The organism is Zwartia panacis (assembly GCF_030410395.1).
Lineage (GTDB): Bacteria > Pseudomonadota > Gammaproteobacteria > Burkholderiales > Burkholderiaceae_B > Zwartia > Zwartia panacis.
In genome coordinates this window covers 40,824-67,260 of record NZ_JAUHHF010000009.1, presented here as the reverse complement: position 1 = coordinate 67,260, position 26,437 = coordinate 40,824, and the positions used below count along the sequence as shown (strand labels likewise).

General features: G+C 54.4%; 27 protein-coding genes. 15 read left to right on the top strand and 12 right to left on the bottom strand.

The genetic code is table 11. The annotated features are described in order from the left end of the window. Positions 1 to 5: 5 nt before the first annotated feature. The 4 genes from QWY30_RS12110 to QWY30_RS12095 are packed head-to-tail and all read right to left on the bottom strand — an operon-like array spanning position 6 to position 2,959. Positions 6 to 1,736: a SulP family inorganic anion transporter gene (locus QWY30_RS12110; RefSeq protein ID WP_290241383.1), complete on the bottom strand. Its 1,731-nt coding sequence runs from the start codon at positions 1,734 to 1,736 to the stop codon at positions 6 to 8. 17 nt (positions 1,737 to 1,753) lie between these two features. Next, positions 1,754 to 2,176 carry a YeeE/YedE family protein gene (locus QWY30_RS12105; protein WP_290241381.1) on the bottom strand — a complete coding sequence of 141 codons (423 nt, stop codon included), beginning with the start codon at positions 2,174 to 2,176 and terminating at the stop codon, positions 1,754 to 1,756. 13 nt (positions 2,177 to 2,189) lie between these two features. Then, on the bottom strand, positions 2,190 to 2,627 hold the full coding sequence (locus QWY30_RS12100; RefSeq protein ID WP_290241380.1) for a YeeE/YedE family protein: 438 nt from the start codon (positions 2,625 to 2,627) through the stop codon (positions 2,190 to 2,192). Continuing rightward, a complete protein-coding gene (locus tag QWY30_RS12095) occupies positions 2,624 to 2,959 on the bottom strand; it encodes an ArsR/SmtB family transcription factor (RefSeq protein ID WP_290241378.1) in 336 nt (111 codons plus the stop codon). The genes QWY30_RS12100 and QWY30_RS12095 overlap by 4 nt, the downstream gene beginning before the upstream one ends. Positions 2,960 to 3,092: 133 nt before the next feature. Here QWY30_RS12095 and QWY30_RS12090 point away from each other — a divergent pair, with 133 nt between their 5' ends. After that, positions 3,093 to 3,968 (top strand): MBL fold metallo-hydrolase, encoded by an 876-nt coding sequence (locus tag QWY30_RS12090; protein ID WP_290241376.1) that lies wholly within the window; start codon positions 3,093 to 3,095, stop codon positions 3,966 to 3,968. Between the two features lie 11 nt (positions 3,969 to 3,979). Next, entirely contained in the window at positions 3,980 to 4,195 is a 216-nt protein-coding gene (locus tag QWY30_RS12085) for a YgaP family membrane protein (protein WP_290241374.1), read from the top strand. Between the two features lie 44 nt (positions 4,196 to 4,239). Here QWY30_RS12085 and QWY30_RS12080 read toward each other — a convergent pair whose 3' ends face one another. Beyond that, positions 4,240 to 5,244, bottom strand: a complete 1,005-nt coding sequence (locus QWY30_RS12080; RefSeq protein ID WP_290241372.1) for an energy transducer TonB — start codon at positions 5,242 to 5,244, stop codon at positions 4,240 to 4,242. 121 nt (positions 5,245 to 5,365) lie between these two features. On the opposite strand from QWY30_RS12080, the gene QWY30_RS12075 reads away from it, so the two are divergent. Then, positions 5,366 to 5,881, top strand: coding sequence for a copper chaperone PCu(A)C (locus QWY30_RS12075; RefSeq protein WP_290241371.1), 516 nt, complete (start codon positions 5,366 to 5,368; stop codon positions 5,879 to 5,881). A 32-nt stretch (positions 5,882 to 5,913) separates the two neighbouring features. Further along, on the top strand, positions 5,914 to 6,528 hold the full coding sequence (locus tag QWY30_RS12070; protein ID WP_290241369.1) for a LysE family transporter: 615 nt from the start codon (positions 5,914 to 5,916) through the stop codon (positions 6,526 to 6,528). Between the two features lie 26 nt (positions 6,529 to 6,554). On the opposite strand, the gene QWY30_RS12065 is transcribed toward QWY30_RS12070, so the two are convergent. Continuing rightward, the gene (locus tag QWY30_RS12065; protein ID WP_290241367.1) at positions 6,555 to 7,466 is read right to left on the bottom strand and encodes a ketopantoate reductase family protein; all 912 of its coding nucleotides are present in this window, start codon (positions 7,464 to 7,466) and stop codon (positions 6,555 to 6,557) included. Between the two features lie 108 nt (positions 7,467 to 7,574). On the opposite strand from QWY30_RS12065, the gene QWY30_RS12060 reads away from it, so the two are divergent. Together QWY30_RS12060 and QWY30_RS12055 are read left to right on the top strand one after the other, a co-directional pair. Continuing rightward, positions 7,575 to 8,546 (top strand): Bug family tripartite tricarboxylate transporter substrate binding protein, encoded by a 972-nt coding sequence (locus QWY30_RS12060; RefSeq protein ID WP_435433408.1) that lies wholly within the window; start codon positions 7,575 to 7,577, stop codon positions 8,544 to 8,546. Positions 8,547 to 8,598: 52 nt separating this feature from the next. Beyond that, positions 8,599 to 9,861, top strand: coding sequence for an MFS transporter (locus tag QWY30_RS12055; RefSeq protein WP_290241364.1), 1,263 nt, complete (start codon positions 8,599 to 8,601; stop codon positions 9,859 to 9,861). A 73-nt stretch (positions 9,862 to 9,934) separates the two neighbouring features. Here the strand turns inward: QWY30_RS12055 and QWY30_RS12050 are convergent, their stop codons facing one another. Next, entirely contained in the window at positions 9,935 to 10,228 is a 294-nt protein-coding gene (locus QWY30_RS12050; protein ID WP_290241487.1) for a DUF1330 domain-containing protein, read from the bottom strand. A gap of 281 nt (positions 10,229 to 10,509) precedes the next feature. On the opposite strand from QWY30_RS12050, the gene QWY30_RS12045 reads away from it, so the two are divergent. The 4 genes from QWY30_RS12045 to QWY30_RS12030 are packed head-to-tail and all read left to right on the top strand — an operon-like array spanning position 10,510 to position 17,451. Beyond that, positions 10,510 to 11,772, top strand: coding sequence for an MFS transporter (locus QWY30_RS12045; protein WP_290241362.1), 1,263 nt, complete (start codon positions 10,510 to 10,512; stop codon positions 11,770 to 11,772). A 44-nt stretch (positions 11,773 to 11,816) separates the two neighbouring features. Further along, the gene (locus QWY30_RS12040) at positions 11,817 to 13,229 is read left to right on the top strand and encodes an efflux transporter outer membrane subunit (RefSeq protein WP_290241360.1); all 1,413 of its coding nucleotides are present in this window, start codon (positions 11,817 to 11,819) and stop codon (positions 13,227 to 13,229) included. Continuing rightward, positions 13,226 to 14,344: an efflux RND transporter periplasmic adaptor subunit gene (locus tag QWY30_RS12035; protein WP_290241359.1), complete on the top strand. Its 1,119-nt coding sequence runs from the start codon at positions 13,226 to 13,228 to the stop codon at positions 14,342 to 14,344. Before QWY30_RS12040 ends, QWY30_RS12035 begins: the two co-directional genes overlap by 4 nt. Further along, the gene (locus QWY30_RS12030) at positions 14,341 to 17,451 is read left to right on the top strand and encodes an efflux RND transporter permease subunit (RefSeq protein WP_290241357.1); all 3,111 of its coding nucleotides are present in this window, start codon (positions 14,341 to 14,343) and stop codon (positions 17,449 to 17,451) included. Before QWY30_RS12035 ends, QWY30_RS12030 begins: the two co-directional genes overlap by 4 nt. On the opposite strand, the gene QWY30_RS12025 is transcribed toward QWY30_RS12030, so the two are convergent. Further along, positions 17,448 to 19,028: an ABC transporter substrate-binding protein gene (locus QWY30_RS12025; protein WP_290241355.1), complete on the bottom strand. Its 1,581-nt coding sequence runs from the start codon at positions 19,026 to 19,028 to the stop codon at positions 17,448 to 17,450. The two genes, QWY30_RS12030 and QWY30_RS12025, sit on opposite strands and share 4 nt — an antisense overlap. 35 nt (positions 19,029 to 19,063) lie before the next feature. Next, positions 19,064 to 20,749, bottom strand: a complete 1,686-nt coding sequence (locus QWY30_RS12020) for an MBL fold metallo-hydrolase (RefSeq protein WP_290241352.1) — start codon at positions 20,747 to 20,749, stop codon at positions 19,064 to 19,066. Positions 20,750 to 20,892: 143 nt separating this feature from the next. Between QWY30_RS12020 and phnD the strand changes: the two genes are divergently transcribed. The 4 genes from phnD to phnE (QWY30_RS12000) are packed head-to-tail and all read left to right on the top strand — an operon-like array spanning position 20,893 to position 24,290. Continuing rightward, positions 20,893 to 21,858, top strand: coding sequence for a phosphate/phosphite/phosphonate ABC transporter substrate-binding protein (gene phnD / locus QWY30_RS12015; protein WP_435433407.1), 966 nt, complete (start codon positions 20,893 to 20,895; stop codon positions 21,856 to 21,858). Positions 21,859 to 21,862: 4 nt separating this feature from the next. After that, positions 21,863 to 22,633 (top strand): phosphonate ABC transporter ATP-binding protein, encoded by a 771-nt coding sequence (gene phnC, locus QWY30_RS12010; RefSeq protein ID WP_290241350.1) that lies wholly within the window; start codon positions 21,863 to 21,865, stop codon positions 22,631 to 22,633. Then, positions 22,630 to 23,505 (top strand): phosphonate ABC transporter, permease protein PhnE, encoded by an 876-nt coding sequence (gene phnE / locus QWY30_RS12005; protein ID WP_290241485.1) that lies wholly within the window; start codon positions 22,630 to 22,632, stop codon positions 23,503 to 23,505. Before phnC ends, phnE (QWY30_RS12005) begins: the two co-directional genes overlap by 4 nt. After that, complete coding sequence (gene phnE / locus QWY30_RS12000; RefSeq protein WP_290241349.1) at positions 23,502 to 24,290, top strand: phosphonate ABC transporter, permease protein PhnE; 789 nt, start codon at positions 23,502 to 23,504, stop codon at positions 24,288 to 24,290. Before phnE (QWY30_RS12005) ends, phnE (QWY30_RS12000) begins: the two co-directional genes overlap by 4 nt. Here phnE (QWY30_RS12000) and QWY30_RS11995 read toward each other — a convergent pair. The 3 genes from QWY30_RS11995 to QWY30_RS11985 are packed head-to-tail and all read right to left on the bottom strand — an operon-like array spanning position 24,287 to position 25,625. Then, the gene (locus QWY30_RS11995; RefSeq protein ID WP_290241348.1) at positions 24,287 to 24,982 is read right to left on the bottom strand and encodes a nitrile hydratase subunit alpha; all 696 of its coding nucleotides are present in this window, start codon (positions 24,980 to 24,982) and stop codon (positions 24,287 to 24,289) included. The two genes, phnE (QWY30_RS12000) and QWY30_RS11995, sit on opposite strands and share 4 nt — an antisense overlap. Then, a complete protein-coding gene (locus tag QWY30_RS11990) occupies positions 24,979 to 25,302 on the bottom strand; it encodes an SH3-like domain-containing protein (RefSeq protein ID WP_290241346.1) in 324 nt (107 codons plus the stop codon). Before QWY30_RS11990 ends, QWY30_RS11995 begins: the two co-directional genes overlap by 4 nt. Further along, a complete protein-coding gene (locus tag QWY30_RS11985) occupies positions 25,299 to 25,625 on the bottom strand; it encodes an SH3-like domain-containing protein (RefSeq protein WP_290241344.1) in 327 nt (108 codons plus the stop codon). The genes QWY30_RS11990 and QWY30_RS11985 overlap by 4 nt, the downstream gene beginning before the upstream one ends. Before the next feature lie 166 nt (positions 25,626 to 25,791). Here QWY30_RS11985 and QWY30_RS11980 point away from each other — a divergent pair, with 166 nt between their 5' ends. After that, positions 25,792 to 26,421, top strand: a complete 630-nt coding sequence (locus tag QWY30_RS11980; protein ID WP_290241343.1) for a flavin reductase family protein — start codon at positions 25,792 to 25,794, stop codon at positions 26,419 to 26,421. The last annotated feature ends 16 nt before the right edge of the window (positions 26,422 to 26,437 follow it).

Below are 26,437 nucleotides of genomic sequence, written 5' to 3'. Positions count from 1 at the left end.
CCTGATTAAAGCACAGACTTTGTCTGGATGATTTCGGGGCAGAGATGCTGCACTGCACGATAGTTTGTTAAAAATACTTGACCACTGAGGTGCTTGAGGAAGTCAGACTTTTCAAGGCGGTCCATGACGGGACCTTTGACCTCAGAGAGGTGCAGGCAGATGCCCGCATCGCGCAGACGCTTTTCGATCGCTTCGAGACTTTCGAGCGCGCTGGCATCGATATCGTTGATAGCCGAGCATTGCAGCACCACATCTTTCAGTTTTGGATTGTCTGCCACTTCGGCGTTGAGCCGATCTTCGATGTTGCGCGCGTTGGCGAAATAGAGACTTTCGTCGATGCGTAAACAGAGAACATGTGGACTCGTGCGCACATCGTGGCGTAAAACGTTGCGAAAGTGCTCTGTGCCGGGCACCAAGCCGATCGTCGCGATATGGGGTTGGCTCGTGCGGTACAAATGCATGGCCAGAGACAGCACGACACCCGCAACAAGACCAATTTCGACGCCTAGCAACAACGTGGACGCTAGGGTCACTGCCACAGCGGCGAAATCAGCTTTTGAATAACGCCAGGTATGCTTGAAAATGCTGAAATCCACGAGGGAAAGCACGGCGACGATGATGGTCGCCGCCAGCGTGGCCTGTGGCAGGTAATACAGTGCGGGCGTGAGTAACAATGACGCCAGTGTGATGCCGATTGCGGTAAAGAGTCCCGCGGCTGGCGTGCGCGCACCGCTATCGGCGTTCACCACCGAACGGGCAAACCCGCCGGTAACGGGAAATCCGCCCGTCAACGAAGCCGAGATGTTGCAGGCGCCAAGCGCGACAAGTTCCTGATTAGGTTCGATGCGTTCGCGCCTTCTGGCAGCGAGAGTCTGTCCTACTGAAACGGACTCGACGAATCCCACAATGCTGATCAGCAAGGCTGGAACGAAAAGATCTTTCCAAAGTGTTAAATCCCAAAGCGGTGCGGTCAGCGGCGGTAATCCCTGAGGGACAGTGCCGACCACTTTTAAGCCTGCGTCGGGCCAGTCGAGTTGCCAAGCGAGCGTTGTTGTGACCACGATGGCCATGACAGGACCGGCTTTGGTCACAATGTCGGCAGCCAGCTTGTTCAGTCCAATCTTGATGAGGAGGGGTTTGAGTTGTTGTCTGACCCAAAAGAGAAACCCTGTTGCAAGCAGACCCACAGCGAGGGTCAGAACATTGGTGTTGGGTATCTGCTGAATCAGCGACCAGATGAGGATAAAAAAGTTGTCTCCGGATGCTTGAACACCCATGAGCGTTTTGAGTTGACTGGCTGCGATCAGTAAGCCTGATGCGGAGATGAAACCAGAGACGACCGAGTGGCTTAGGAAGTTGGCCAGAAAGCCGAGTTTCAGGAACCCCATTAATAAGAGCAGTCCTCCCGAAATGAAGGCCAGTGTCAGGGCAATTTGCCAATAACTGTGCACACCGAGGGCGGCCTGCTCACCCACCGCGGCCGCGGTCATCAGAGAGATCACCGCGACAGGCCCCACTGCTAGCACGCGACTCGTTCCTAGCAATGTGTACAACACCAGCGGGGCGACGCTGGCATAGAGACCGACTTCAGGAGGGAGTCCTGCCAGCATCGCGTAGGCAAGGCTTTGCGGAATCAGCATGATGGTGACAATCAATGCCGCGACTAGATCACTGACAAGTAGTTCGCGATTGTATTGAGCACCCCATTGAAGCGCAGGCAGGATCGGCAGTTTCATCTTTGGCCTGGGTCAGCTTATTGAGCGGATTTGCCGCGTTCCGCGATTTCAAAAAATATCATTCCAACAAGCATCGCCGCAACGAAGATCAGCGCTTTTTCGTGCCCGGCCGCCATCGAGACCAGAGCGGGCCCTGGACAGAAACCCGCCAGACCCCAGCCGATGCCGAACATCAAGCTGCCGACAATCAAACGCTTGTCGATATGTGTGGATTTAGGCAAATGCAAGGCGCCGCCAAAAAAGTTGGTCGTGCGTTTTTTTGCAAGGGCAAAGGCGAAGACGCCCACCAGAATGGCCCCACCCATGACAAACGCCAGGGAAGGATCCCATTGACCGAAGAGATCCAGAAATCCGAGAACTTTGGCAGGATTGGTCATGCCAGACAAAATGAGGCCTAGACCGAAAAGAAGACCGGCGAGAAATTCGAAAACGCGAAGCATGATGTGTACGCCTTTAAAAGAGATGACGAACGATGTAAACCGTCAGGAACCCGGCTGCCATGAAGGAAATGGTGGCGACCAGTGAGCGAGGTGACATGCGTGAGAGACCGCATACGCCGTGACCCGAGGTGCAGCCTGAGCCATAACGCGTGCCAAGACCAACCAGTAGGCCGGCAATCACGAGCATGACTGTATCGGCATCAATCTGGGGGGCCGTCACGAACTCCGGGGGCGCAAGGGTGGTAAATATCCAGGGGGCTGCGAACATACCAGCCAGAAATGCGAGGCGCCAGATGGTGTCCCCGGCTTTTGGGGGTAATAGACCCCCTAGGATGCCGCTGATCCCGAGCACCCGACCATTGATCAGGATAAACAAGGCAGAGGCGACTCCCAGGATGATGCCTCCTGAGAGGGAGCTCCAGGGGGTGAAGTGAGTCCAGTCGATGTTCATGTGTTGACCTCGTCAGTGTTACAAAATTGTGAATAAAGCACTTCCATGACAGCAAGCGCCTGCGGGCTGGCGAACTGGTAGTAAATATTCTTGCCCTCTCGCCGTGTCTGCACGAGTTGTTCGTTGCGCAAGACAGTGAGCTGTTGTGAGAGGGTCGGTTGCATGATGCCGAGTGTGGTTTCAAGCTCGCTCACGCAGCGCTCTCCCTGGGTGAGCTGGCAGAGGATCATGAGTCGATCAGGGTTGGTGAGGACTTTCATCAGCCTGCAGGCATTCGCTGCAGAGGCTTTCATCGTGTCCAGTTCGAATGGGGCGATGTCTTGGTTCAGCATGGTCGTGAAAGTGGGTTCAGTTAAAGAGTGAATTCATTAAAGAGTGAATTCGGATGTCAAATTATAATATATTTACAAACAAATTGTTTATATATATAATATCTAAAAGTTATCTAATGTTTCAGGAGTCCGTATGAGTACTTCAACAGTCAAGCCGATGGTGCATGGCATCTTCGATCCCGTCACGTGGACGGTGACCTATGTTGTATATGAAAAACCAGGAGCAGCCTGCGCCATCATCGACTCCGTGCTCGACTACGACCCCAAATCGGGTCGGACCCGGCACACCTCCGCGGACAAGGTGATTGATTTCGTTAGAGCAAACAATCTCAAGGTCGAATGGATTCTCGAGACACATGCGCACGCCGATCACTTGTCTGCCGCACCTTATTTGAAGCAGCACCTCGGCGGCAATATCGCGATTGGTGATCACATCACCACCGTGCAAAAGGTATTTGCAGGAGTCTTTAATCTTGAACCTGAGTTCCGACAGGATGGTTCGCAGTTTGATGTGTTGATCAAGGAAGGCGAGCCGATCAAAGTCGGTGCGCTCGAAGGGCATGCTTTATTTGTTCCTGGTCATACGCCTGCCTGCATGGCTTACCAGTTTGGAGACGCTGTCTTTGTGGGTGACACCTTATTCATGCCCGATGTGGGAACTGCTCGTTGCGACTTTCCCGGCGGTGATGCCAAAACTTTGTATGCATCGACACGCCGCCTGTTGAGTTTGCCGCCAGAGACGCGCTTGTTCATGTGTCACGACTATCCTCCCGCGGGCAGGGAAGTGGCGTTTGAAACAACAGTCGCCGAGCAGCGGGCCAACAATATTCATGTCCACGATGGCATCACTGAAGCGCAGTTTGTGGAAATGCGGACCAAGCGTGACGCAACACTGGAAATGCCGGTACTGATTTTGCCTGCAGTCCAAATCAATATCCGTGCGGGTGAGTTCCCACCCAAGGACTCCAATGGAGTCTCCTATTTAAAAATTCCTCTCAACGCTCTATAAGGATGTTCATCATGAAATGTAATGTCGGCACGATTGATCGTACGCTACGCATCGCCGTTGGTTTGGTGCTGATCGCCCTGGCTGCAACGGGCACCGTCGGTGTCTGGGGCTGGATCGGAGTGGTCCCTCTCTTGACAGGGATCTTTCGTTTTTGCCCGGCCTATCCTTTGCTGGGCATCAGTTCCTGTTCCAAAGAAAACGCAGGTTCAAGCAGCAGCAAAAAGTAATCAGTGCGCGGTCCTCTACGAGGGCCGCGTTTATTGATGTATGTTTATTGATGTTTAAATGCGATCGGTACCAGCACCGTTGAGGGTACCGCGACCTGTCCGCGGGTGGCCGGGATAAATCGCCATTGACGCACCGCTTCAAGCGCGGCTTGATCAAGCCGTTGAAATTGACTGCTTGATTCAACCTGAATGTCCCGAACGGCGCCTTGCGCATCGAGACTGACGCGTAACACGACGGTACCTTCCTCGCGCAAACGCTTAGAGAGCGCAGGATAGACCGGATCGGGACGATGTAAATAGTTGGGGTCGACTTGCGCCGGGGTCAGTGGGGGCGAATCAAGGTTTGCACTTGTTTGCGTCGGACCTGGGGCAGGGTTGCTCGAAGAATTTGTGGCGCTGGACGTTGTGGCATTCGATGGAGACATCGGTTCTGCCAAAGGGCGTGGTGTGGTTTGCGATGTGGGTGCGACAGGCTGTTCGGGATTGACTGGTTTGACTGGTTTGATTGGTTTGATTGCTTCAGTAGGCGGATTTGCTGGGGCAGCCTGAGTGCTTTCCTGACCGCTTTCCTGATCGCTTTCCTGATCGCTTTCCTGATCGCTTTCAATAGCGATTTCACTTTCAGACTCCCTCTTGTTGTCCGAGGGTGAACCTTTTTCCGTACTTGTGTCTGTTGGTGGAAGGGTCTCTTCCCGAGGCTCTGGTCCTGTCACGGGTGTGAGCTCTGGCTTAGGTTCAGGTTCGGGTTCGGGTTCGGATTCGGATTGTGGATTAGGCTCAGGTTTTGGGTCGGCTTTTGCTTCAGGCTGCACCTCGGGTTTTGTTTCTGTTTCGGCTTCAGCCTCTTCAGCTTTTTCGAGCGTGACCGGGATGATGATGCCTGACTGCCCCGTGTTGGAGTCGGTCTCTGATTCGCTGCCGCCCAACCAACCAAAATGGGACAGTAGTAAAACGATGACCAGCACGTGCACAAAAGTCACGAGTGCCAATATCGTGCCAAACCGCATGCCGGAGGTGGGCTCGATGGCTGGCGGATTTGCGCGTGTCATAGTTTGGACATCAGTTCTTGTGAGAGCATTCAAATTCAATTCAACAGGTAGTGTAGAGGTTTTCAGCTAATATTTGCGGTGAAGCTTTCCTCATGAATGTTTGCATAGGTACGGTCGCACAATGAACACCCCGCTCAAAAAATTTCCCCGCATGCTTGCTTGCGCTTTGTTGGCCACGATGATGTCTTTTGGGGCATCTTTTGGTGCGTTCGCCTCCGAGAAAGTCGTGGGTGATTTGAAATTATCGACCCCGTGGGTGAGAGCATCCGTGCCAGGGCAGGTCAACGGTGCCGGCTATGTTCAGATCGATAATCAGGCGGCTCAGCCTGACAAGCTGGTGTCGGCAAGCACAACAGGCGTCAACCGGGTCGAGCTGCATACCATCCTGACAGAAAACGGCGTCGCCAAAATGCGTGAAGTATCGGGTATCGAGGTACCCGCCGGTGGTGCAGTCAAGCTAGCACCAGGCGGCTATCACATCATGTTTTTGGGACTGTCGGAGCCTTTTAAAGTCGGTGCGACGATTCCCGTGATGCTCAAGTTTGAAAAAGCAGGTGAAGTCAAAGTCGAGTTTGAAGTCAAGCCCGCGACTTATAACCCGGGGTCCATGTCTGGACACGGGGCCCATCGTCATTAATCAAGCCACTCCCTTAGATTGAGGCTGCCCTGATGCTTGGTGTGACTGACTATCCTGCGTTTGTGATTGCATTCATCATTTTTCTGTTGATTCCTGGTCCTGGCAATCTCGTCCTGATCACCTCCACGACAAAAGGCGGGATTCGAGGCGGTTTTGCAGCCGCCTTCGGAGTGATTCTCGGCGATCAAGTCTTGTCATGGATGGCTGTCGCGGGACTCGCTGCTGTGTTGGCGGCTTCTCCCGTCGCCTTCGAGGCAGTTCAATGGATGGGGGCCATTTATCTGGTCTGGCTGGGAGCCAGGATGTTGTTGGCCAAGCCTGGTGCGGCGCCTGTCCTGAATATCAAGCCCTATCACTACCTGCGACAAGCGCTCGTGATTACCTTGCTCAATCCTAAAGCCATTGTTTTTTACATGGCCTTTTTTCCTTTGTTTGTCGATCCAGTACAAAACAGGGGATTGATCACGTTCGCATTTCTTGCGGCGACCATCGCAGTATTGGCTTTTTTCTATTGCGTGGTGGCAATTTTATTGACGCACTTTCTAGCCGAGCGATTACGTGCGAATCGCTCGATCTCTTTTGCGCTTGAAAAGTTAGCGGGTCTTTGTCTGATTGGTTTCGGACTCAGGCTTGCGTTGTCGCGCTAAGCCTAGAGTGCGAGTTCAGCCGGTAATCACCCTTTGTTTTGTTCAACGACCATGTGCGTATGCGCCGCTTTGAGGAGCGGGCAGGGCACACCTTTCTTCACGCCGTAATCGATCATGGCGCCCAGGATATGTTCATGTTCTGTCTGGTGACCTTGTGTCAGATCACGGAGCATCGAGGCGGCGAAGCTTGAGCCTGATTTAGTCAACATGGCGAGTGCTTTTTGCTGGGCGCTTTCTTTGGTGGGGAAGCCGTTCGCTTGCGCGATAGCGCAGCTTTCGGCGTAGAAGCTCGTCATGGTTTCTTTGCCCCAGGGTGCATCTGAGATTTTGCCAACATGCCCACGGCAAAGTGTGGTCATGCCTGCGAGCGTGGCAAGAAACACCCATTTGTCCCAGAGTGACTGCTCAATATTTTCACTGTAGGTATGGTCAAAGGCCGCCTGTTGGCACAGGGCGGAAAATTCGCGCGCGAGTGCTTCGTGCGCCGGGTCCCTGTGCCCGACTGTCAGTGCGTGCAGCTCAGTGAGCTGTTTGACTGAGCCGCTGGAGGTCACAGTGGCGGCGATGTGCGCGACACCACCCATGACGCGCGCACGGCCAAATTTTTCGTCCAGCTTGGCAATGTGGCTTAATCCATTGAGCACAGGCAATATCACCCCGCGACTGCTGGCTGCGCTCACGGAGTCCAGCGCATCATCCAGGTCATACGCCTTGGGGGCCAGCACAATCAGGTCGTACTCGGGTTTGAGTTGGTCCCGGGTGACGGATTTTGGATGCAGAGTAAACGTTTCATTTGGAGTCTCGACAACTAGGCCTTCGGACTGAATTATCTGGTGTCGCTTGTCACGCAGCAGATAGGTCACATCCGCTCCGGCTTGAATCAGTCGTGCACCAAAATATCCACCCACGCCACCTGCACCCAAAATTAGAATTTTCATGCTTTCTCCTTTAGAAAAGTAATCTTATCGCTTTGCTGAACTGGATGCTACGATATGCGCACAAGAAAAAAATTGGAGAATGCCTTGAAAAAAATTCGACTTGCCTCGGTGCTGCCTGCGCTTTGTACGCTGTCTCTTGTCTTGGGTGTCACGGGTCTTTCATCCGTCGCGACTGCTCAAGAGTTTCCAAAAGGTCAGACCATCACCATCGTGGTGGGATTTGTCCCCGGCGGAGGTACCGATACAGCCACGCGGATCGTTGCTAAAAGTCTGGCGGCCAACCTCGGACAGCCCGTTGTGGTTGAGAACCGGCCTGGCGCGGGCGGTGTAATCGCCACGCAGGCGGTCGTTAATGCAAAACCTGATGGCACCACGCTTTTGCTTGGAACGATTGGTCCGATGACGGTGTCGCCTCATCTGATGAAGTTGAGTTTTGATCCCCTCAAGGATCTCGCGCCCATCACGATGGGCGTGAATTTTCCAAACGTGTTGGTGGTCCCACCAAGCCTGAAAATCAACACGCTCGCTGAGCTTGTCGCCGCGGCCAAGAAAGAGCCGGGCAAGTTGACGTATGCGTCGACGGGTGTCGGATCGGCGGCGCACCTCGCAGGTGAGTTGTTTGCTCAACGTGCGGGCGTCGAGTTGATCCACGTTCCTTACAAGGGTGGCAGTGCGGCCATGCTTGATTTGTTGAGTGGTCGTCTGGATGCGTATTACGCGACCCCCACGACGAGCTTGCAGCATGTGCAGACTAAAAAGCTGATCCCGCTTGCGACCACGGGTTTAAAGCGTACGGATGCGATGCCGGATGTGCCGACGATGGCGGAGTCCGGGTATCCTGGTTTTAATGCAACGAACTGGTACGCTTTTGTCGCGCCCGCCAAAACTCCTGCTCCGATACTGGATCGCTGGAACACTGAGATCGTCAAAGTGCTGAACGATCCCGAGGTCCGTGAACAGTTGAACAAACATGGCTTGACGCCCGATCCGACCACGCGCCAGGAGTTGGCAGACTTTATGGCCAAGGAGTCGGAAACCTGGAAACAGGTGGTCAAGGAACGTAATATCAAGCTTGAGTAAGCTCAATTGTTGATTTGTATCGAGTAGACCGAACGTCTGATTGGCTTTTCGTATGCCGGGTCCTTTTAGCAGTATTTTGCAATCCTCCCGCGCACCTTTCAAGGTGCGCAGTTTTCGTTATCAATGGACGGCAGACCTGGCGACCTCCTGGGCGTTCGAGATGGAAATACTCGTGCTCGGCTGGTATGTTCTGGTCGAGTCAGGCTCGGTTCTCCTGCTGGTGATCTATGGCGCCTTGCAATACACCGGCGCACTGATTTCGCCCTTCCTGGGCATCGCGGGGGATCGAGTGGGGTACCGGGTTCTCTTCATGATCACGCGAGGGCTCTATGCGCTGGCTGCTTTGACCATCGCGACGCTCGCCTTTTTCGATTGGCTCACACCCTTGACCGTGATCGCGGTGGCGACCTTTGTCGGTTTGATCCGTCCTTCCGATTTGATGATGCGCTACGCCTTGATTGGGCAGACACAACCGAGCGATCAGTTGACCTCTGCCTTGGGTATCTCGCGCATGACCTCCGACTCTGCGCGCATCGCGGGTGCGCTGGCCGGCGCGGGCATTTTCGCGCAGTTCGGCATGGTTCCGGTTTATGTGAGTATCACCATTTTGTATCTGGTGAGTTTTTATTTCTCGATGAGTGTGGCAGGCAAGCCTGCGCAAGAGGCGGTTGTGCATACCTCCCGACCGTCACCCTTCACGGATTTGCAAGATGCTTTTTCCTACGTGTGGGGAAAGCCCGTTTTACTGGGTACGATGAGTATGGCGTTTCTGGTGAATTTTCTCGCGTTTCCCTTCTCCCTGGGCTTGCTGCCCTACATTGCGCGCTCCGTTTATGACGTGGGCCAGGCCGGGCTCGGCACCTTGAGTGCCAGTTTCGCTTTTGGTGCGTTGCTGGGTTCGATCGTGTTGGGGACGAACCGGTTTTCACTTGGGACTGGGCGCGCCTTATTGATCGCCACGGGGATCTGGTTCACGTTGCTGATGGTGTTTGGGCCGACGACGCATTTCGCGCTGGGTGTGACGATTTTGATGTGCGCGGGTTTCGTGCAAAGTATTTGTCTTGTTCCGCTCGCTGCGGTGATGCTTCGCGCGATCGATCCTCAATACCGCGGCCGCGTCATGGGGCTACGTATTTTGGCAATCTGGGGTTTGCCAGTTGGCTTGTTGATCGCAGGCCCATTGATCGATACGATTGGCTTTGTCGCGACAACGCTTTTGTACTCGGGGCTGGGTCTTGCCGCAACGATTGGCATCGCCATCAAATGGCGCAACGCAATGTGGTGCAAGTCGGCGCCTGCCAACCAGCACGGTTAACGCACTGTTGGCTGACGCCGGGGTCTTCAGAAAGATATTGAAATGGGGTGAGTCAAAACACTTATCCGAATTCTTACACGCCTTCGACAATACGGATATCGCGTTCAACGGAACCCTTGCCGAGCGCGCGAACGGCTTCCTGGTAGGCCGGGCTGTTGTAGGCTGCAAGAGCGGCCTCCACGCTTTCAAACTCGATGAGCACGGTTCGTTGTTTGACACCGTCTTCCTTGACAGCAGCAGCTTCGTTGCGCGCCAGGAATTTTCCGCCCGCGGCGGTCAGTGCGGGCCCAGCAAGTTTGGCGTAGGCGGCTAGGGCCTCAGGGTTGGTGATAGAACGGTAGGCGCTGATCCAATATGCTTTTGCCACGATGACCTCTTTGAAGTTTGGGGGAGCAGACACTATATCAAGGGCCGTGCAAAGTACGGCGACCTTGAAGGCATTTTTCTTGCCCGTCCCTGCAAAAGATTTGTCTTTATGTTAGGGTTCATACTAATGCGGATCAATAATAAAAAAAGTTTGCAATGATCCGAGCTCAACAATAAAAGACTCAATGCTCAAGAATATTTAATGGTATTTGAGATTTAAGGCCGGAGACAAGTGGTGAAAAGTGTGGTGAGACAAATTTTCCAGCAAGCGGTATTGCGCGCATGAAGATTTTTTACGGTTGGAAAATGGTGTTCGCTGCGGCCTCGCTGCAGTTTATCCAGTCGATGATGCTGCATCAGGCTTTTGGTGCCTATGTGGCCGTGCTCATTCAGGACAAAGGGTGGAGCAAGACTTCAGTTTCAGGCGCCTCGGCCATGATGTCGATGGAAGCGGCAGTCATTGGTCCGATTTTGGGTTGGTTCCTCGATAAGTTCGGTTCCAGGGGTGTCATTAAAGTCGGTGTCGTGATGTTCGGTATCGGTTTTATGTTGTTGAGCCAAATCGATAGCTTGATGGGGTTTTACGGTGCGGTGATCGTCATTGCGATTGGGTCTTCCATGGCAGGATATTTCCCTCTCAACGTGGGTGTGATCCAGTGGTTTGAAAAAAAACGCGCCCGCGCCTTGTCGATGGTGGGACTGGGTTTGGCCCTTGGCGGGATGTTCGTTCCAATCGTGGCCTGGAGCATTGAAAGCATCGGTTGGCGGGAAACGGCTTTTGGTTGTGGTGTGGTCGCCATTGTGATCGGTTATCCGCTTGCCTGTGTATTTCGACGCCGTCCTGAAGATTTTGGCGAAACCGTCGATGGTGCGGGGGCGCAGAGAGGAACCGTTGACATCACAGGCACCCAAGCTTCGACTAAGCCTGAGCCCGAATTCACCGCCAAACAGGCGCTGCGCACCCAGGCTTTTTGGCTACTGTCAGCAGGTCATGGCGTCGCGCTGATTATCGTGACTGCAGTCAACACGCACGCGATCAATCACATGCGTATTTCTCTTGGTTACACCATTGCGCAGGCTTCTTTCTACATCACACTGATGACGGGCTTCCAGGTGATCGGGGTGTTGTTGGGGGGTGTGCTGGGTGACAAGTTGCAAAAGAATCGGGTGGCGGCGGTGTGCATGACGATGCACATGGTCGGGATGTTGATGCTGACCTACGCCCTGGGGCCCGTGATGCTGGTGCTTTTCGCGGTGTTTCACGGTTTGGCCTGGGGCATTCGCGGTCCCTTTATGCAGGCGATCCGGGCCGATTACTTCGGTCGAAAGTCCATCGGCATGATTCTCGGTCTCTCCGCCATGTTGACAGCCGTGGGGCAGATCTCCGGACCTTTGCTCGCCGGGATTATGGGGGATGCGACGGGTAACTACGATCTTGGTTTCACGGTTCTGGCTTTGATTGCCGGCGCCGGGACCTTTTTGTTCTGGTTTGCCAAGCCACCAAAGTTTCCAGGGGCACCCGCTGCGATGGCCCAAGCGGCATGAGGCGATGACAGCTTTTGCCAGTCGGGCTCTGTTAATCTTCGAGTATGACTTACTCAAGATTTTTAGTGTCTCCGCTGGTGCTACTGCTTTCGGCATGTATCACGCTCGGACCGGATTACGACCGTCAACAAGCCACGCAATGGGAAACTGAGCCTTCATCCTGGCAACAGCCCTTGCCTCATGAAGGTGATCCGGTTGAGCTGATCGCCTGGTGGTCCCAATTCAAGGATCCTGTTTTGCTCGAATTGGTCGAGCAGGCACAAAAGCAAAGCAACAATATGGCGCAAGCGGCCTTGCGCATTGCACAGGCGCGTGCCTTGCTGGTCACCGCTGATGCCGCTGCCGTTCCTGTGCTCAATGCCTCGGGTGGCGTGACGCGTGGCACATTCCAGCTGGGTGGTCCTGTGATCGTTGCCACGACTGCGCAGGCTCAGCTTCAGGCAGGTTGGGAAATAGACTTGTTTGGCGGCCTGGCCCGCGCGAGCGAAGCCGCGCGCGCACGGCTGGCCGCTCAGGTCGCAAACTGGCATGAGGCCCGAATCTCCGTGTCTGCCGACACAGCCAGTCTTTACACAAACTATCGCAGTTGTGAACAACTTGCCGAGCTCTCGAGTGCCGATGCGAAGTCACGCGCTCAAACTGCGCGACTGACCCAGGAGCTGGCACAGACTGGCTTTCAAGCGCCCGCGAACGCGGCGCTCGCGCGTGCAAGCGCTGCCGAAGGCCAAAGCCGAGCAGTTGCACAGCGCGCTGATTGTGACTTGTTGATTAAAGCGCTGGTATCCCTGACTGCAATCCCCGAACCAGAGCTCAGAAGCAGGCTCGCCCAAGGCTCGCGAGTCTTACCAAAGCCCGCATTGCCTGTCGTCAAGCGTGTTCCCGCGCAAGTTTTGCTCCAGCGCCCTGATGTCGCCGCTGCAGAGAGAGAGCTCGCAGCCGCGAGCGCTGATATTGGCGTGCGCGAGGCGGATCGCTATCCGAGACTATCTTTGCTGGGAAATATCGGCCCCTTGAGTTTTGAAAGTGGTGCGGGGTCCATCAGTGCGACCTCTTGGTCGATTGGACCATCGTTGAGTTTGCCGATTTTTGATGCGGGTCGACGAGCCGCTAACTTGGAGACGGCGAAAGTCGCATATGAGGTTGCCGCGACCCAGTACAGAACACAGGCTCGCCGCGCAGTCAGAGAAGTGGAAGAAGCGTTGGTGCGTCTCGACAGCCTGACTCAACGCGAAGCCGAAAGTCTGAAGGCTTCGAAAGGCTATCGGGAGTCGCTTCAGGCCGCTCAGGAGCGTTACAAGTTTGGTTTGGCCAGCATTCTGGACCTTGAAGAAACCAGACGCCTCTCTTTTAACGCAGACAATATTCTGGCGAATGTGCGTCGTGAGCGTGTCAACGCCTATATTGCGTTGTATCGTGCCGTCGGTGGCGGCTGGGACGCCAAGGATGAAACTAAATGAAACCAATGATTGATTCAACACGCGTCTCTTTGCTTGGCCTGACAATCATGTTGGCCGCTGCCACTGTTTGGCTGCCCACCCCTGTCTTTTCTGCTCAACCCGGCGCGGCTCGACCTGCTCTGACAGTTTCCGTCACCAAACCGGCGCTGACCGCGTTGCCCTCAACGATTCGCGCCAACGGGAATATTGCCGCGTGGCAAGAGGCGGCTGTGGGGGCGCAAGTGGGTGGTTTGCGAATCGCAGAAGTGCGCGTCAACGTCGGTGATCATGTCAAAAAAGGACAGGTACTCGCGGTCTTTGCCCAGGACACTGTATTGGCGGATCTGGCGGTTCAAAAAGCCCAAGAGTCCGAAGCGGTCGCCGCACTGGCCGACGCCGAAGCCAATGCGTCACGCGCGCGCAGTCTGAAAACCTCCGGAGCCTTGTCTGCCCAGCAGATTAATCAATATCTGACTGCGCAACAAACCGCCGCCGCCCGTGTTGAGGCGGCACGCGCACATCGTCAATCCCAGGAACTGCGCCTGAAATATACCGAGGTTCTTGCGCCTGACGATGGCGTGATTTCCGGGAGACAGGCGAGTGTGGGTGCGGTTGTACCGGTCGGTGCCGAGCTTTTTAAAATGCTGCGACAAAACCGTCTTGAGTGGCGCGCGGATGTGGTGTCCGAAGAGTTGAGTCGTATCAAGGCCGGTATGCCAGTGGATGTTTATCCCGCCAGCTTGCCCAAAGGTCAGCCTCCCGTCGTGGGCAAGGTTCGCGTGATTGGGCCGACGGTCGATTCGCAGGCGCGTACCGCCATTGTTTATGTCGATTTACCGATTAGTCAGAACGACGAGCCGCCTGTTCGCGCAGGCATGTTTGCGACTGGCACATTCAACCTTGGTGAGAGTCAAGGGCTGACGGTCCCGCAAGAGTCTGTGGTCATGCGCGATGGCTTTAGCTATGTGTTCAAACTTTTGGCAGATCAGCGCGTTGAGCAAGTCCGAGTGCAAATCGGTCGGCGGGTCGGTGCACGCGTCGAAGTGTTGTCTGGTCTGGAAGCGTCGGACACGATTGTCGAGTCCGGGGCCGGCTTCTTGACTAATGGCGACCTCGTTTCGGTTGAGCGGTCATGAACTTTTCCGCATTTTCCATCCGTCACCCGATACCGGCGATCCTGCTGTTCGTGTTGTTGTCGATCGCGGGAATTTTGTCTTTCCGCGCCATCGGTGTGCAGGATTTTCCGGATATCGAATTGCCGATGGTGACGGTCGAGGCATCGTTGCCCGGCGCGGCGCCGGCAACACTCGAGACTGAAGTCGCCCGAAAACTTGAGAATTCGATTGCGACCCTCCAGGGTATCAAGAATATGTACACCAAGATTCTTGAGGGCACGGTGGTTATCAACGTTGAATTCGTGCTTGAGAAAAACGCCATGGAGGCGGTGAACGATGTCAGGGACGCGGTCACGCGTGTTCGGGCTGATTTGCCTGCTGATGTGCGTGAACCCACGATTTTGCGGGCGACGACCGCGGGCCGTCCGTTGATGACGTATGCAATCACTTCGCCACGCATGGATCAGGAAGCGCTTTCCTGGTTCATCGACAACACGGTTGCAAAACAATTACTGACGGTCAACGGTGTCGGTCGAGTCAAGCGAATGGGTGGCTTGAATCGTGAGATCCGCGTGGAGCTCGATCCCGCGAGAATGGCCGCTCTGGGTGTGACGGCTGCGGATGTGTCTCGCCGTTTGAGATTGATCCAGCAAGAGGCGCCGGGTGGACGCGGGGATATCGGGGGCGCCGAGCAAGCGGTCCGTACAATCGCTACGGCTGAAACTGCGCAGGACTTGGGGAAAATCGACTTGTCTTTGCAAGACGGACGGCGCGTGCGTCTGGATCAGATCGCAACCATCACCGATACGACTGCCGAGCGTCGTTCCCTTGCACTGGTCAATGGTCAGCCCGTCGTGGCCTTTGAGATCATGCGCAGCAAAGGCGCCAACGAGGTCACGGTCGCGCGTGATGTCAGACAAGTCATCGATGGTCTTCAGGCTGCGAACAAAGATGTCGCTTTTACCGAGCAGATCGACAACGTCGCGATGACTGAGGAAAATTTTGACGCCTCCATGCAGCTTCTCTATGAAGGTGCGATTCTGGCTGTGTTGGTGGTCTGGTATTTTTTGCGGGACTGGAGAGCCACAATCGTATCGGCTGCTGCCTTGCCCTTGTCAATCTTGCCGGCATTTCTCGGGATTTACTTGTTTGGTTTCACTCTGAATATGGTGACGCTCACTTCCCTGGCGTTGGTGGTGGGGATATTGGTCGATGATGCGATTGTCGAGGTTGAAAACATCGCGCGACATTTGCAGATGGGAAAAACACCTTTCCAGGCGGCAATGGATGCAGCGGATGAAATCGGCATGGCGGTGATCGCGACGACCTTTGCGCTGGTCGCCGTCTTTTTACCCACCGCTTTCATGGATGGCGTGCCGGGAAAGTTTTTTAAACAGTTCGGTTGGACGGCCGTGCTCGCAATCCTGGCTTCATTGTTGGTCGCGCGTTTGTTGACCCCGATGATGTCGGCCTATTTGATGAAACCTTTAGGCGGCAAGCATGCTGAACCCAAACCCGATAGCTGGGTGATGCGTCACTATTTGAAGCTGGTGACTTGGTGCTTGAGTCATCGCCTGGCCACGATTGTGTTCGCGTTTGTTTTTTTTGTGGGATCACTCGCCTTGGTGCCCTTACTGCCCAAGGGGTTTGTGCCGCCTGCCGACCGCGGGCAAACCATGGTCAATATCGAACGCGCGCCTGGTAGTACGCTCGAGGACACGTTGCGCGCTGCGGAGCTGGCCAAGGAGAAACTGTCTCAGATTCCGGAAGTACGCAGCGTATTTAGCTCGGTGGGTGCGGGCGTTTCAGGTGATGTGTTCGCGCGTGGAAGCGCTGCCGAAGTCCGCAAAGCCAGTTTGACTGTGACCTTGAATCACCGCTCGGATCGCAGCAAGACTCAGCAAGAGGTTGAAGCGGATATTCGAAAAGTCTTGGCGCAGGAACCTGGTGTGCGGATTACTGTCGGCGCTCAGGATGTCGGTGTCAAAATGCAAATCGTGTTGCAGAGTGAGGATCCTGTTGCCTTGGGTAAAGCGGCTCAGGCGGCTGAGCGTGATTTGCGCACGCTGAAGGGGATTGGAGGCGTCACCTCTTCGGCAAGTCTGGTGCGACCCGAGTTGATTGTGCGTCCTGATTTCGCGCGTGCGGCGGACTTAGGCGTGACGGCGCAAAGTATCGCGGAGACTCTGCGGGTCGCAACGAGTGGTGACTACGATGTGGGATTGGCGAAGCTTAATTTGGCAGAAAGACAGATTCCGATTCGTGTCAAATTGCCGGATGCCACACGAATGGATATTGCCGCACTGGAGAGATTGACCGTTCCGGGGCGTTACGGTCCCACGATGCTTGGTAATGTCGTGACCTTTACGATGGATAGTGGACCTGCACAGATCGATCGATTGAATCGTAGCCGCAACGTCATACTGGATGTCGAGTTGGGTGGCCGACCCCTGGGCGAAGTTTTTGCCGAGGCGATGGCTTTGCCGAGCCTGAGCAGTTTGCCGCCAGGCGTCAGGCTCGCGGAGTTGGGCGATACCAAGGAAATGCAGGCGCTGTTTGCAAGCTTTGGCCTGGCAATGCTGATCGGTCTGTTGTGCATCTACATGATTCTTGTTCTGCTGTTTCACGACTTTCTGCAACCCATCACGATTCTGGGCGCGTTGCCCTTGTCAATTGGGGGCGCCTTTGTCGGTTTGCTTCTGACGGGTAAAAGTTTTTCCATGCCATCATTGATCGGCCTGCTGATGTTGATGGGTGTGGTCACTAAGAATTCGATCTTGCTTGTTGAATATGCCATCACAGCCAGACGCCATGGCATGCTTCGCACTGAGGCTTTGATTGACGCATGTCACAAGCGCGCGCGTCCGATCGTGATGACAACGATCGCGATGACGGCCGGGATGATACCGATCGCGATAGGCTGGGGTTCGGATCCGAGCTTTCGTTCGCCGATGGCCATTGCGGTGATTGGCGGTTTGATGACCTCTACGTTGCTGAGCTTGCTGGTGATTCCCGCCGTATTTACCTACGTCGACGACCTGGAGCAATGGTTGCATCGAACCAGAAAGAGATGGTTCGGAGCCGAGGAGACTCGTCAGATTCAGGATGCGCCTTCGGAGCGCTCTTAAACCGATCGTGTCGTGTAGAACACGGGGCCTTGTGACTGAAAGTTTTGCCAGTTTTTTCTGATCGCGCTTAAGTTGTAATTCGCTCCGAGCGGGATGTAAGGAACCTGATTGAATACCTCGAGTTGAATCTCGCGACAGACAGCTTGTCGCTCCTGAAGCGTTTCTGCAAAAAACCATTCAAGTCTGAGGGCCTCGAGCTTTTCATTGGTCGGCCAACCAAACCAGCCCTGCGTTCCCGTGCCACGGATGCCCAGATTGGATGCCGGATCGAGGTTACTGGTGCCTGTCAAGGCGGTGAACGCAACGTTCCAGCCACCCGCCTCAGGGGATGCTTGATTGTTGCGGCGTTGCAGGTAGGTGCCCCAGTTCATGGGACGTAATTCTGTTTTCAAGCCGAGTTGTTTGAACAAATCCTCGGTGACGAGTGCGCAAGCATGATAAGGCGCAGCATCGACAGGGTCCAGAATGACGATGGGTTCGCCTGTGTAGCCCGCCTCTTTGATGAGTTTGCGCGCGCGTCCCATATCCCGTTTGCTATTGAGCTTTTCCATGCCAGCGTCTGTGGCCATCGGCGTACCCGGGGCGAAGACGCCGCATTTGTCATTCCAGTACTCGGGAAAATCCGCCCCGTTGGCCGCCATCATGTAATCGGACTGACTAATGACCAATAAGACAGCCCGACGCATCCGCACGTCATTAAACGGCGCATGCAGATGATTAAAACGCATGATGAAAATCGAGGGCAGGGCACCTTTAATCAGCGAGATACGCGAATTTTTGCGTAGCATCGGAATAAAGTCATTGTCCACAAGTTCGATGCCGTCGACTTCATTATTTTGCAGGGCCGCGACGGCTGTGGCGCGATCGGGAATGATGAGCCATTTGAGAGAATCGATATTGGCGATTTTTGGACCTGCTGTGTTGCTCGCAATCCCCTCAGTCCGCGCAACGTAGTCATTGGACTTGGCGTATTCAACTTTGGAGCCTGACACCCATTGATCGGGTAGAAACTTGAAGGGACCGCTGCCTATCATTTCTTTGATCGGGACATTGTCTGGGGTGTTTGCCAAACGTTCTGGCATGATAGATGCCGCTGCCGAGGCCAGTGTGTAAGGTAGCAGCGAGAACGGTCGACTGACAGTGATCGTCAGAGTCGCGCGATCAACCACGGAAATGTCGGTGACCAGATTAAAAAGTGTCTGTCCAAGCAGATTGCGCTTGCCGAAACGTTTCAGACTTACGACGACATCTTGAGCGGTCACAGGTGTGCCATCGTGAAAACGTAAATCCGGTCTTAAAACGAGTGTCCAGCGTCGCTTGTCCTGGTCAAGCGTATGACGCTCGACCATTTGTGGGTGAGGTTGGTATTGCGCATCCAGTCCAAAGAGCGTGTCAAAAACCTGCAAAGCGTGACATGCAGTGATGGCAGCCGTTGTAAAAACGGGATCCAACACTGACAAGTCTGTTGAAGGTACCCAGCGAAAGGTCACTTTGGACGGTTGCGCCGCGAGTTTAAAAGGCGAGGTCAACAGGCCGGCTGTCGTACCCGTAGTCGTGAGAAAAGTGCGGCGATCCATAGGAGACTCTACTAGAATTGAACGACGGCAGTCAGTTAGGCAGTGGCGCTCAAGCTCCAGAGATCGCCATTCAGGACGGCTCGCGCTTCTTTGCGTAATTTTTCCAGATGGGCAAGCAGGGATTTTTGCGCCACGACGTGCAAACGTTCAGGTGTATCGTTGTAGGCAAGTTTGACCAGTGACTCAATGTTCGCGGGTTGACCGGCTTTTTTCAAGGCAGCAACGACTTTATTTTCCCGTTCTTGGCGGTGAATCAAAATACGCTCGACATTTTCGGCCGGGTTATCCATTAAAAAGCCATGGCCTGGGGCAAGATGATCGATTGTTTCGTCAAGCAACAAACGAAGCGAGTCCAGGTATTCGATCATGTCGCCATCCGGTGGACTGATGACGACTGTTGAGCCCTGCATAATATGGTCACCCGTGAACAAGAGATTTTGCGATTCAAGTAAAAAACACACTTGATTGGATGCGTGACCGGGTGTGTGGATCACTCGCAAAACAGTCCCTGCGATCTCCAGTCTTTCGTGGTGCGAGACGACGTGATCAGGTTTGAACGTCTGGTCTTGATTCGGAAAGTCCGGAGGAGCCATACCCAACACAGTCGCCCCTGTTTTTTCCTTGAGCACTGCGGCGGCGGGTGAGTGATCCAGATGCGTGTGTGTGCACAAGATCCAGCGGATCGGACCTGGGGCGGCCGCGATCAAGTTGTCGAGATGCCCTTCAAGCACAGGTCCCGGATCGATCACCGCGACGCCTTCATCAGCGTTCCCGATCAAATAACTGTTTGTCCCCGGACCGGTCATCATGCCAGGATTGGCAGCGGTCACACGCAGAACTCCCGGACCGATCTCGACGGGTCGACCTGGCTCGATAAAAGAAAAACAGTCCCCTTTGTTTTCAGGGTCGAGTTTTTTGACTTCAGCATACGCAAAGTCGCCTGGAATCAGGGTGTGAGATTCACCCGTGCGGGTGATCCCGGTGACGGGTGCCATCACCTGTTTGGGACGCGGCTTGCGGGCATACTCCAAGAGCTCCTCGACATGCTTGAACGGCGCGAGACTCTCGAGGGTTTTGATCGTTGGAAACATCAGATTGAGCGTGCCCGAGCGATGCAAATCGATCGCCTGATCGGGACGAACCCAGATTTGACCAACGGTCTCATGGTTATCCTCTAGAGCGATTTGACCCTCAGGAGCTTGTGCGACAAAAAAACGCGTGTCGTAGCGGCGGGGACGACCTGCCTGAGTCACCCAGTGGCTGTAATAGGCGATGCGATCGGTCGCAGCTTTGAGTCGTTCACGCAGCAAAATATCCACAAACGAAAGTTTGTTTTGCGCCATGTCCTGGCGCAGCGCGGACAGGCGATCCGCCTCGTCGGCAGCCAGCTCAAGGAGTTGGTCTCCTTCCCGGTATCCGAGCAACAGACCCGACTCCTCGAAACACTCTCTGATCGCAGCCACCCAGTAGGCAAGGCCGCCTTGCTCAATCCCCAGAGTCTGACTCGCGACCCTGTCGTCAAGACCCACGCACAGCGAGGCGATGTCTGGATGATGGTCTGTGCGATCCAAGGCACCGCCGGGAAAAACATGCATGCCCTTGGCGAACTCGACAGCCGTTGTGCGTTCCATCATAAAGACTTCGATCCCATCGCTGACGTTACGAGCAAGTATGACAGTCGCGGCTGGGCGGGGAACGGCGGGTGTTGAATTCGTAGTCATAAAGGAAAACGAGGAGTTACAGTGAGGGTGATTACGGTATATATTCGATCAACACTTTATCACTGTGCAACGCAGTTCAAGCGTTTTGGAGACTAATAATGAAATTATCCCTGTTGTTTTCTGCGGGTCTGGCCGCTCTGACGATGGGCATGGCTAGTGCCAGCTTTGCTCAAGCCTGCCCGAACCGGGGTGATCTGGATTCGCTGTACTGTGATGCCAACAAAGACATGGTCGCGGATACACCCACCGACAAATCCAAGCTTAAAACACCTTCCACGCTCGTGTTTACTTACACGCCCGTCGAAGACCCTGCGGTGTACGAAGAAATCTTTACGCCTTTCACCAAGCACCTGGCTCAGTGCACAGGCAAACGTGTCGTTTTTTATCAGGTGCAGAGCAATGCGGCTGAAATCGAGGCGATGCGCTCGGGTCGACTTCATGTGGGTGGCTTTTCGACTGGTCCAACGGCCTTCGCAGTCAACATCGCAGGAGCGGTACCCTTTGCTGTGAAAGGTACGGCCGATGGTTTTCAGGGTTACAACCTGATTTTGATTGTGAAAAAAGACAGCCCGTTTCAAAAAATGTCTGACCTGAAGGGTAAAAAGGTTGCTCATACGGCACCTTCTTCAAACTCGGGCCATATGGCCCCTATGGCCTTGTTTCCCAAAGAGGGTTTGACACCTGAGAAAGATTACAAAATCCTGTTTTCAGGCAAACATGATCAATCCGTCATGGGCGTAAAGTCTGGTGATTACGATGCGGCTGCCGTGGCTTCCGACGTGTTTTATCGTATGGCAGGGCGTGGACAGATCAATAAGGATGATTTCCGCATCATTTATACCAGTCCAAAGTTTCCGACCTCATCTTTCGCCTATGCGCATGATCTGGAACCAGGATTCCGCGACAAGATGCTGGCGTGTTTCTATGACTATCGCTATCCGGCCGCCATGCAAAAAGCCTTTGATGGTGCGGACCGCTTCTATCCTGTGACCTACGAAAAAGACTGGGCGATCGTGCGTGAAGTCGCCGAGGCCGGCGGAGAAAAGTTCAACCGCGCTGCTTATGACCGTGAGGCTGAAAAAGCAAAAGCAAAAGCGAAGGCCAAATAGTTTTATGGCTTCTGCGCTGAGCATCAAAGGGTTGGTCAAGTCTTACCGGGCGGGCCACCCTGTTCTGAAGGGTATCAACCTCGATATATCCGGCCAGGAGGTGACCGCGATCATCGGTCCCTCGGGCACGGGAAAAAGCACGTTGCTGCGCTGCATCAACAGGTTGGTCGAGCCTTCGGATGGACAAATCACCTTGAATACTTCTCAAGGCACGGTGGATTTGACCCGTGTCCGAGGCGCGGCATTGCGTCATGCGCGTCGTCATATCGGCATGGTGTTCCAGGAATACAACCTCGTGGAACGTCTGACGGTGATGGAAAACCTGTTGACCGGGCGGCTGGGATATTTGCCGGCCTGGAAAGCCTGGTTTCGGAGTTTCAAACCAGAAGACATTGAACAAGCCTACCGCTACTTGGATACGGTGGGGTTGGGTGATTTCGCAAGCCAGCGCGCCGATGCGCTCTCAGGCGGGCAGAGGCAGCGTGTCGGCATCGCGCGTGCCTTGATGCAGGCTCCAGCTATTTTGCTGGCGGACGAACCAACTTCTTCACTGGATCCCAAGACCTCTGTGGAGATTATGGAGCTGCTTACTGCGCAGGCGCAGGCCCAACAAATTCCTGTCGTCATCAACATGCACGATGTTGAGTTGGCCAAGCGTTATGCGACGCGCCTGATTGGTATGTCGGGAGGAGAAGTGGTCTATGACGGTCCGGCTTCGGGGCTGGATCATGGCATGCTCAAAAGGATTTACGGCGGCGAGTCTTGGATCGTATGACGGCGTCCACCCCATCCTCTGGCGCACGTCGCGCGCATAGCAAGCCTTTCACGATGTCGCTCAAGGCAAAGGCAGGCGTGTTGCTTGCCGTCCTGTATGTCATTTATGCGAGCGCGCAGCTTGATGTCACACTGGCACGTTTTATTGCCGGTCTCGGACATGCCGCGACCTTTTTAGACCGGATGTTTCCACCGAATTTCGAGCGTTACACCCTGTTGATCAAGGGCTTGTCAGAAAGTCTTGAGATCGCGGTGTTGGCGTCGACGCTTGGCATCTTTCTGGCATTGCCTCTTGGGCTGTTGGGCGCCCGCAATCTCATGCCGGGCTGGGCCTCTTGGCCCGCGCGCACGATTGTGGCGTTTTGCCGGGCCTTGCATCCTGTGATTGTCGCGATCTTGTTTGTGAAGGCAGTGGGTTTTGGTGCGTTGGCGGGTATTCTGGCCTTGACGGTCGCTTCGATCGGCTTCATCGGCAAGCTGTTCACAGAGTCAATCGAAGAGATCTCTCTCAAGCAGGTCGAAGCGGTGCGTGCGACTGGCGCCTCGTTTGCCAATGTCATTATTTTTTCTGTCTTGCCTCAGGTGTTTCCTCGATTTATCGGCTTTTGCACATACCAGTTTGACTCCAATCTGCGCAACTCGACCATGGTCGGGATCGTGGGAGCGGGCGGCATTGGCGGGACATTGTTCTCCGCCTTCCAACGATTCGATTACGACTATGTCTGCACGATCTTGATCAGTATCATCACGCTCATCATGTTGGGCGAGCTGTTGGCCAATGTGATTCGGCGCGTGTTTCTTGACAATCTGACCATCGCAGAGTTGTTCAAAGGCAAACCTTCATCCATGCCGGCTCCCAAGGTGGCGTCATGAATAGGGTCTGGGAGCGTTATTCGCTGAGCCAAAGGCTCGTGCGCTTTGGTTTTTATTTTTTGTTTGTCGCCGCTGTTGTTCAATCGATTCGCAGTGTTGAGGTGATCCCCGAATTTTTGCTCGACGCTCCTGAGCAAATGGCGGATTTGTTCTCACGGATGTGGCCTGTTGACTGGGCGCATTACTCCGGTTCGGTGCATGACGCATTGATTGAAACCATTCATATCGCCACACTGGGGACGATCATCTCGGTATTGCTTGCGGTGCCGATTGGTCTTCTTGCGGCGAACAATCTCACACCGAATCGTTTGATTAATACACTCGCGCGCCTGATTCTCGTCTCCAGTCGTTCGGTCAATTCCTTGGTCTGGGCACTTTTGTTCATCGCGATTTTTGGTCCGGGTCCGTTGGCGGGCACCATGGCCATTGCGTTTCGTTCAATTGGTTTCGTGGGCAAGCTGGTTGGAGAGAGTGTCGAAGAGGCGCAGCGTGGCTCGATTGAAGCGTTGACCTCTGTCGGGGCGAGCACAGGCGCACTGATCCAATATGGTTACTGGCCACAAATCAAACCGGCCTTTTGGTCGATTGTGTTGTTGCGCTGGGATATCAACGTCAGGGAGTCCGCCGTGCTTGGTTTGGTCGGCGCAGGCGGTATCGGCATGGCATTGGATACCGCACTTAATCTCTTTCAGTGGGATCGCGTAGCGGTGATCCTGATTTCGATTTTCGTGATTGTGATTCTTGCCGAAATCCTGATCACCCGCATACGCCAAAAAATCCTCTAAGTTTTTTTCGGGCTCAATGGCAAAGACGTGCCAATCATTGAGTCCCGAGTGACCAGTTCGGCAAGTTCTGCTTCACTCATGGCCTCGGTACCCGCAGGACGATTAGGCAAAACCAGGAACCTCAGGTCTGCTGTGCTGTCGGAAACGCGGACCTCGACATCATCGGGTAAGTGCGTTCCAAACTCTGCAAGCACTTTGCGGGGCTCGACGACGACACGCGAGCGATAATCGATCGACTTGTACCATGCAGGCGGAATACCCAGCAGCATGCGCGGGTAGCAGGAACATAGCGTGCATACCACCACGTTGTGCACCTTGGGAGTATTTTCCAGTACGACTAGATCGAGTGGTGTGGTGATATCGAGCTCAAAAGACGCATTGATTGTCTTGAGCGGTTCGGCCAACAGTTTCTTTTTAAACTCCGGGTCAACCCAAGCCTTGGCAACGATCTTGCCTCCGATCGCAGGCGTCAGACTGTCCTGGTAGTCAATCTGTCTGTGTAATTCCTCTGCAGTGATAATGCCCTTTTCGTCCAGTAATTCACGAATGGCGGTCTGCAACAAGACTTCGTAGCGGTCGTAGTGATCGTCATCGTCCGGCGCCGGAGGGGAGTGTGGATGCGCGTGCGGATGTCCATGGTCGTGATCATGGTCATGATCGTGGTCGTGATGATGGCCGTGGGACGTACTCATGCTTTTTCTGCTCCGGTGATTGGATCGATCCAGTGTTCATAAATATCTGCGACGACTGTGTCGTGAGGGCTGCCGGTATAGTTCGGCCAGACGTCTTTTTGTTTGAAGCGCACGCGATACAGCACACGCATCGGCAGACCCGGTTTATGAAAGGCCAGTAGGGAAGGATCGCGGTAGCAACCTCTTACTTCAGCGATTTCACCGCGCGCACCTCGCAAATAAAACGGCGTTCGGCAATGCGCTTCAGGAGGCTGTCTGCGCACAACGACTGGAGTACCGGCAGGCAGTGCCTGCCCGGGACGGGGAGCAATCGCGGTCATAGCGTTCCCTTTTGTTTGTAGCGTTCGCGCAGGAGCTCAATGCGGTCATCGATTTCTTTCGCGGTGAGCAACTGCTGCTCGATCACCAGATCGCGAACTGCGCGGATCCACTTGTCGTAATACAACATGTTCTTGTAGTCCTCTTCGGTGTTGGACTCGATGGCGCGTCGCATGGCATCCGAGGTAAACGCCTGCAGTTTGCTTCCCGTCAATAACTTCTGCAAGGCATCCACGCGTTTTTCATGCAGCGTGCTGGGATGCTCGTCCAAACAGACCGGTCCGGCCGGCTGTCCACCTAGATCGTTCACTTTTCTTTCAGTCATACAGGACTCTCATGTCATCTGTGTCGAAGTAGAGCCTATTTTTACACCCATTTTGACTCGGCTGTCTTGTCGTTTCAGCCGCGTGGCAGAAAATATTTATGCTAAAAGATCACAGCGAGTACCTGATATTCTGTGCATTGCGACTTCACTTTTCAAGGATTCATCCGTGAGCGACTATTTTTACGAACCCAGCAAAGGCCATGGCCTGCCGCATAACCCCTTCAAAGCGATTGTGGCGCCGCGTCCGATCGGCTGGATCTCCAGCATCGATCTGCAGGGTCGGGTCAATCTTGCCCCTTACAGTTTTTTCAATGCCTTTGCCGAGACGCCACCTGTCATTGGTTTTTGCACAAGCCACGTCCGTAAAGACAGCGTCAACAATATTGATGCGACTGGCGAGTTCGTGGCGAACTTCTGTGGTGCGGAGCTGGCGCAGGAAATGAACATCAGTTCGGCATCAGTCGCCCCGGGTGTTGACGAGATGAAGCTAGCCGGCCTCGAAGCCGCCGCTTCGACGCTTGTCAAGCCTCCTCGTATCGCCCGTGCGATTGCGGCGCTTGAATGCAAGTTGATCAGTACGACTCAGCTCAAAAACGCAAAAGGCGATCTCATCGATACTTGGCTCACGCTTGGCGAGGTGGTCGGCGTTCATATCAACGACGAGTTTCTGAAAGACGGTATTTTTGACACGGCTGCGGCACGGCCCTTGGGACGTTGTGGCTACAAAGGTGACTATGTCGAGGTCAACACTCTGTTTGAAATGATTCGTCCCAAAGAGTACGTTCCCGCCAAGTAAAAAGCTCTTTTCAAGA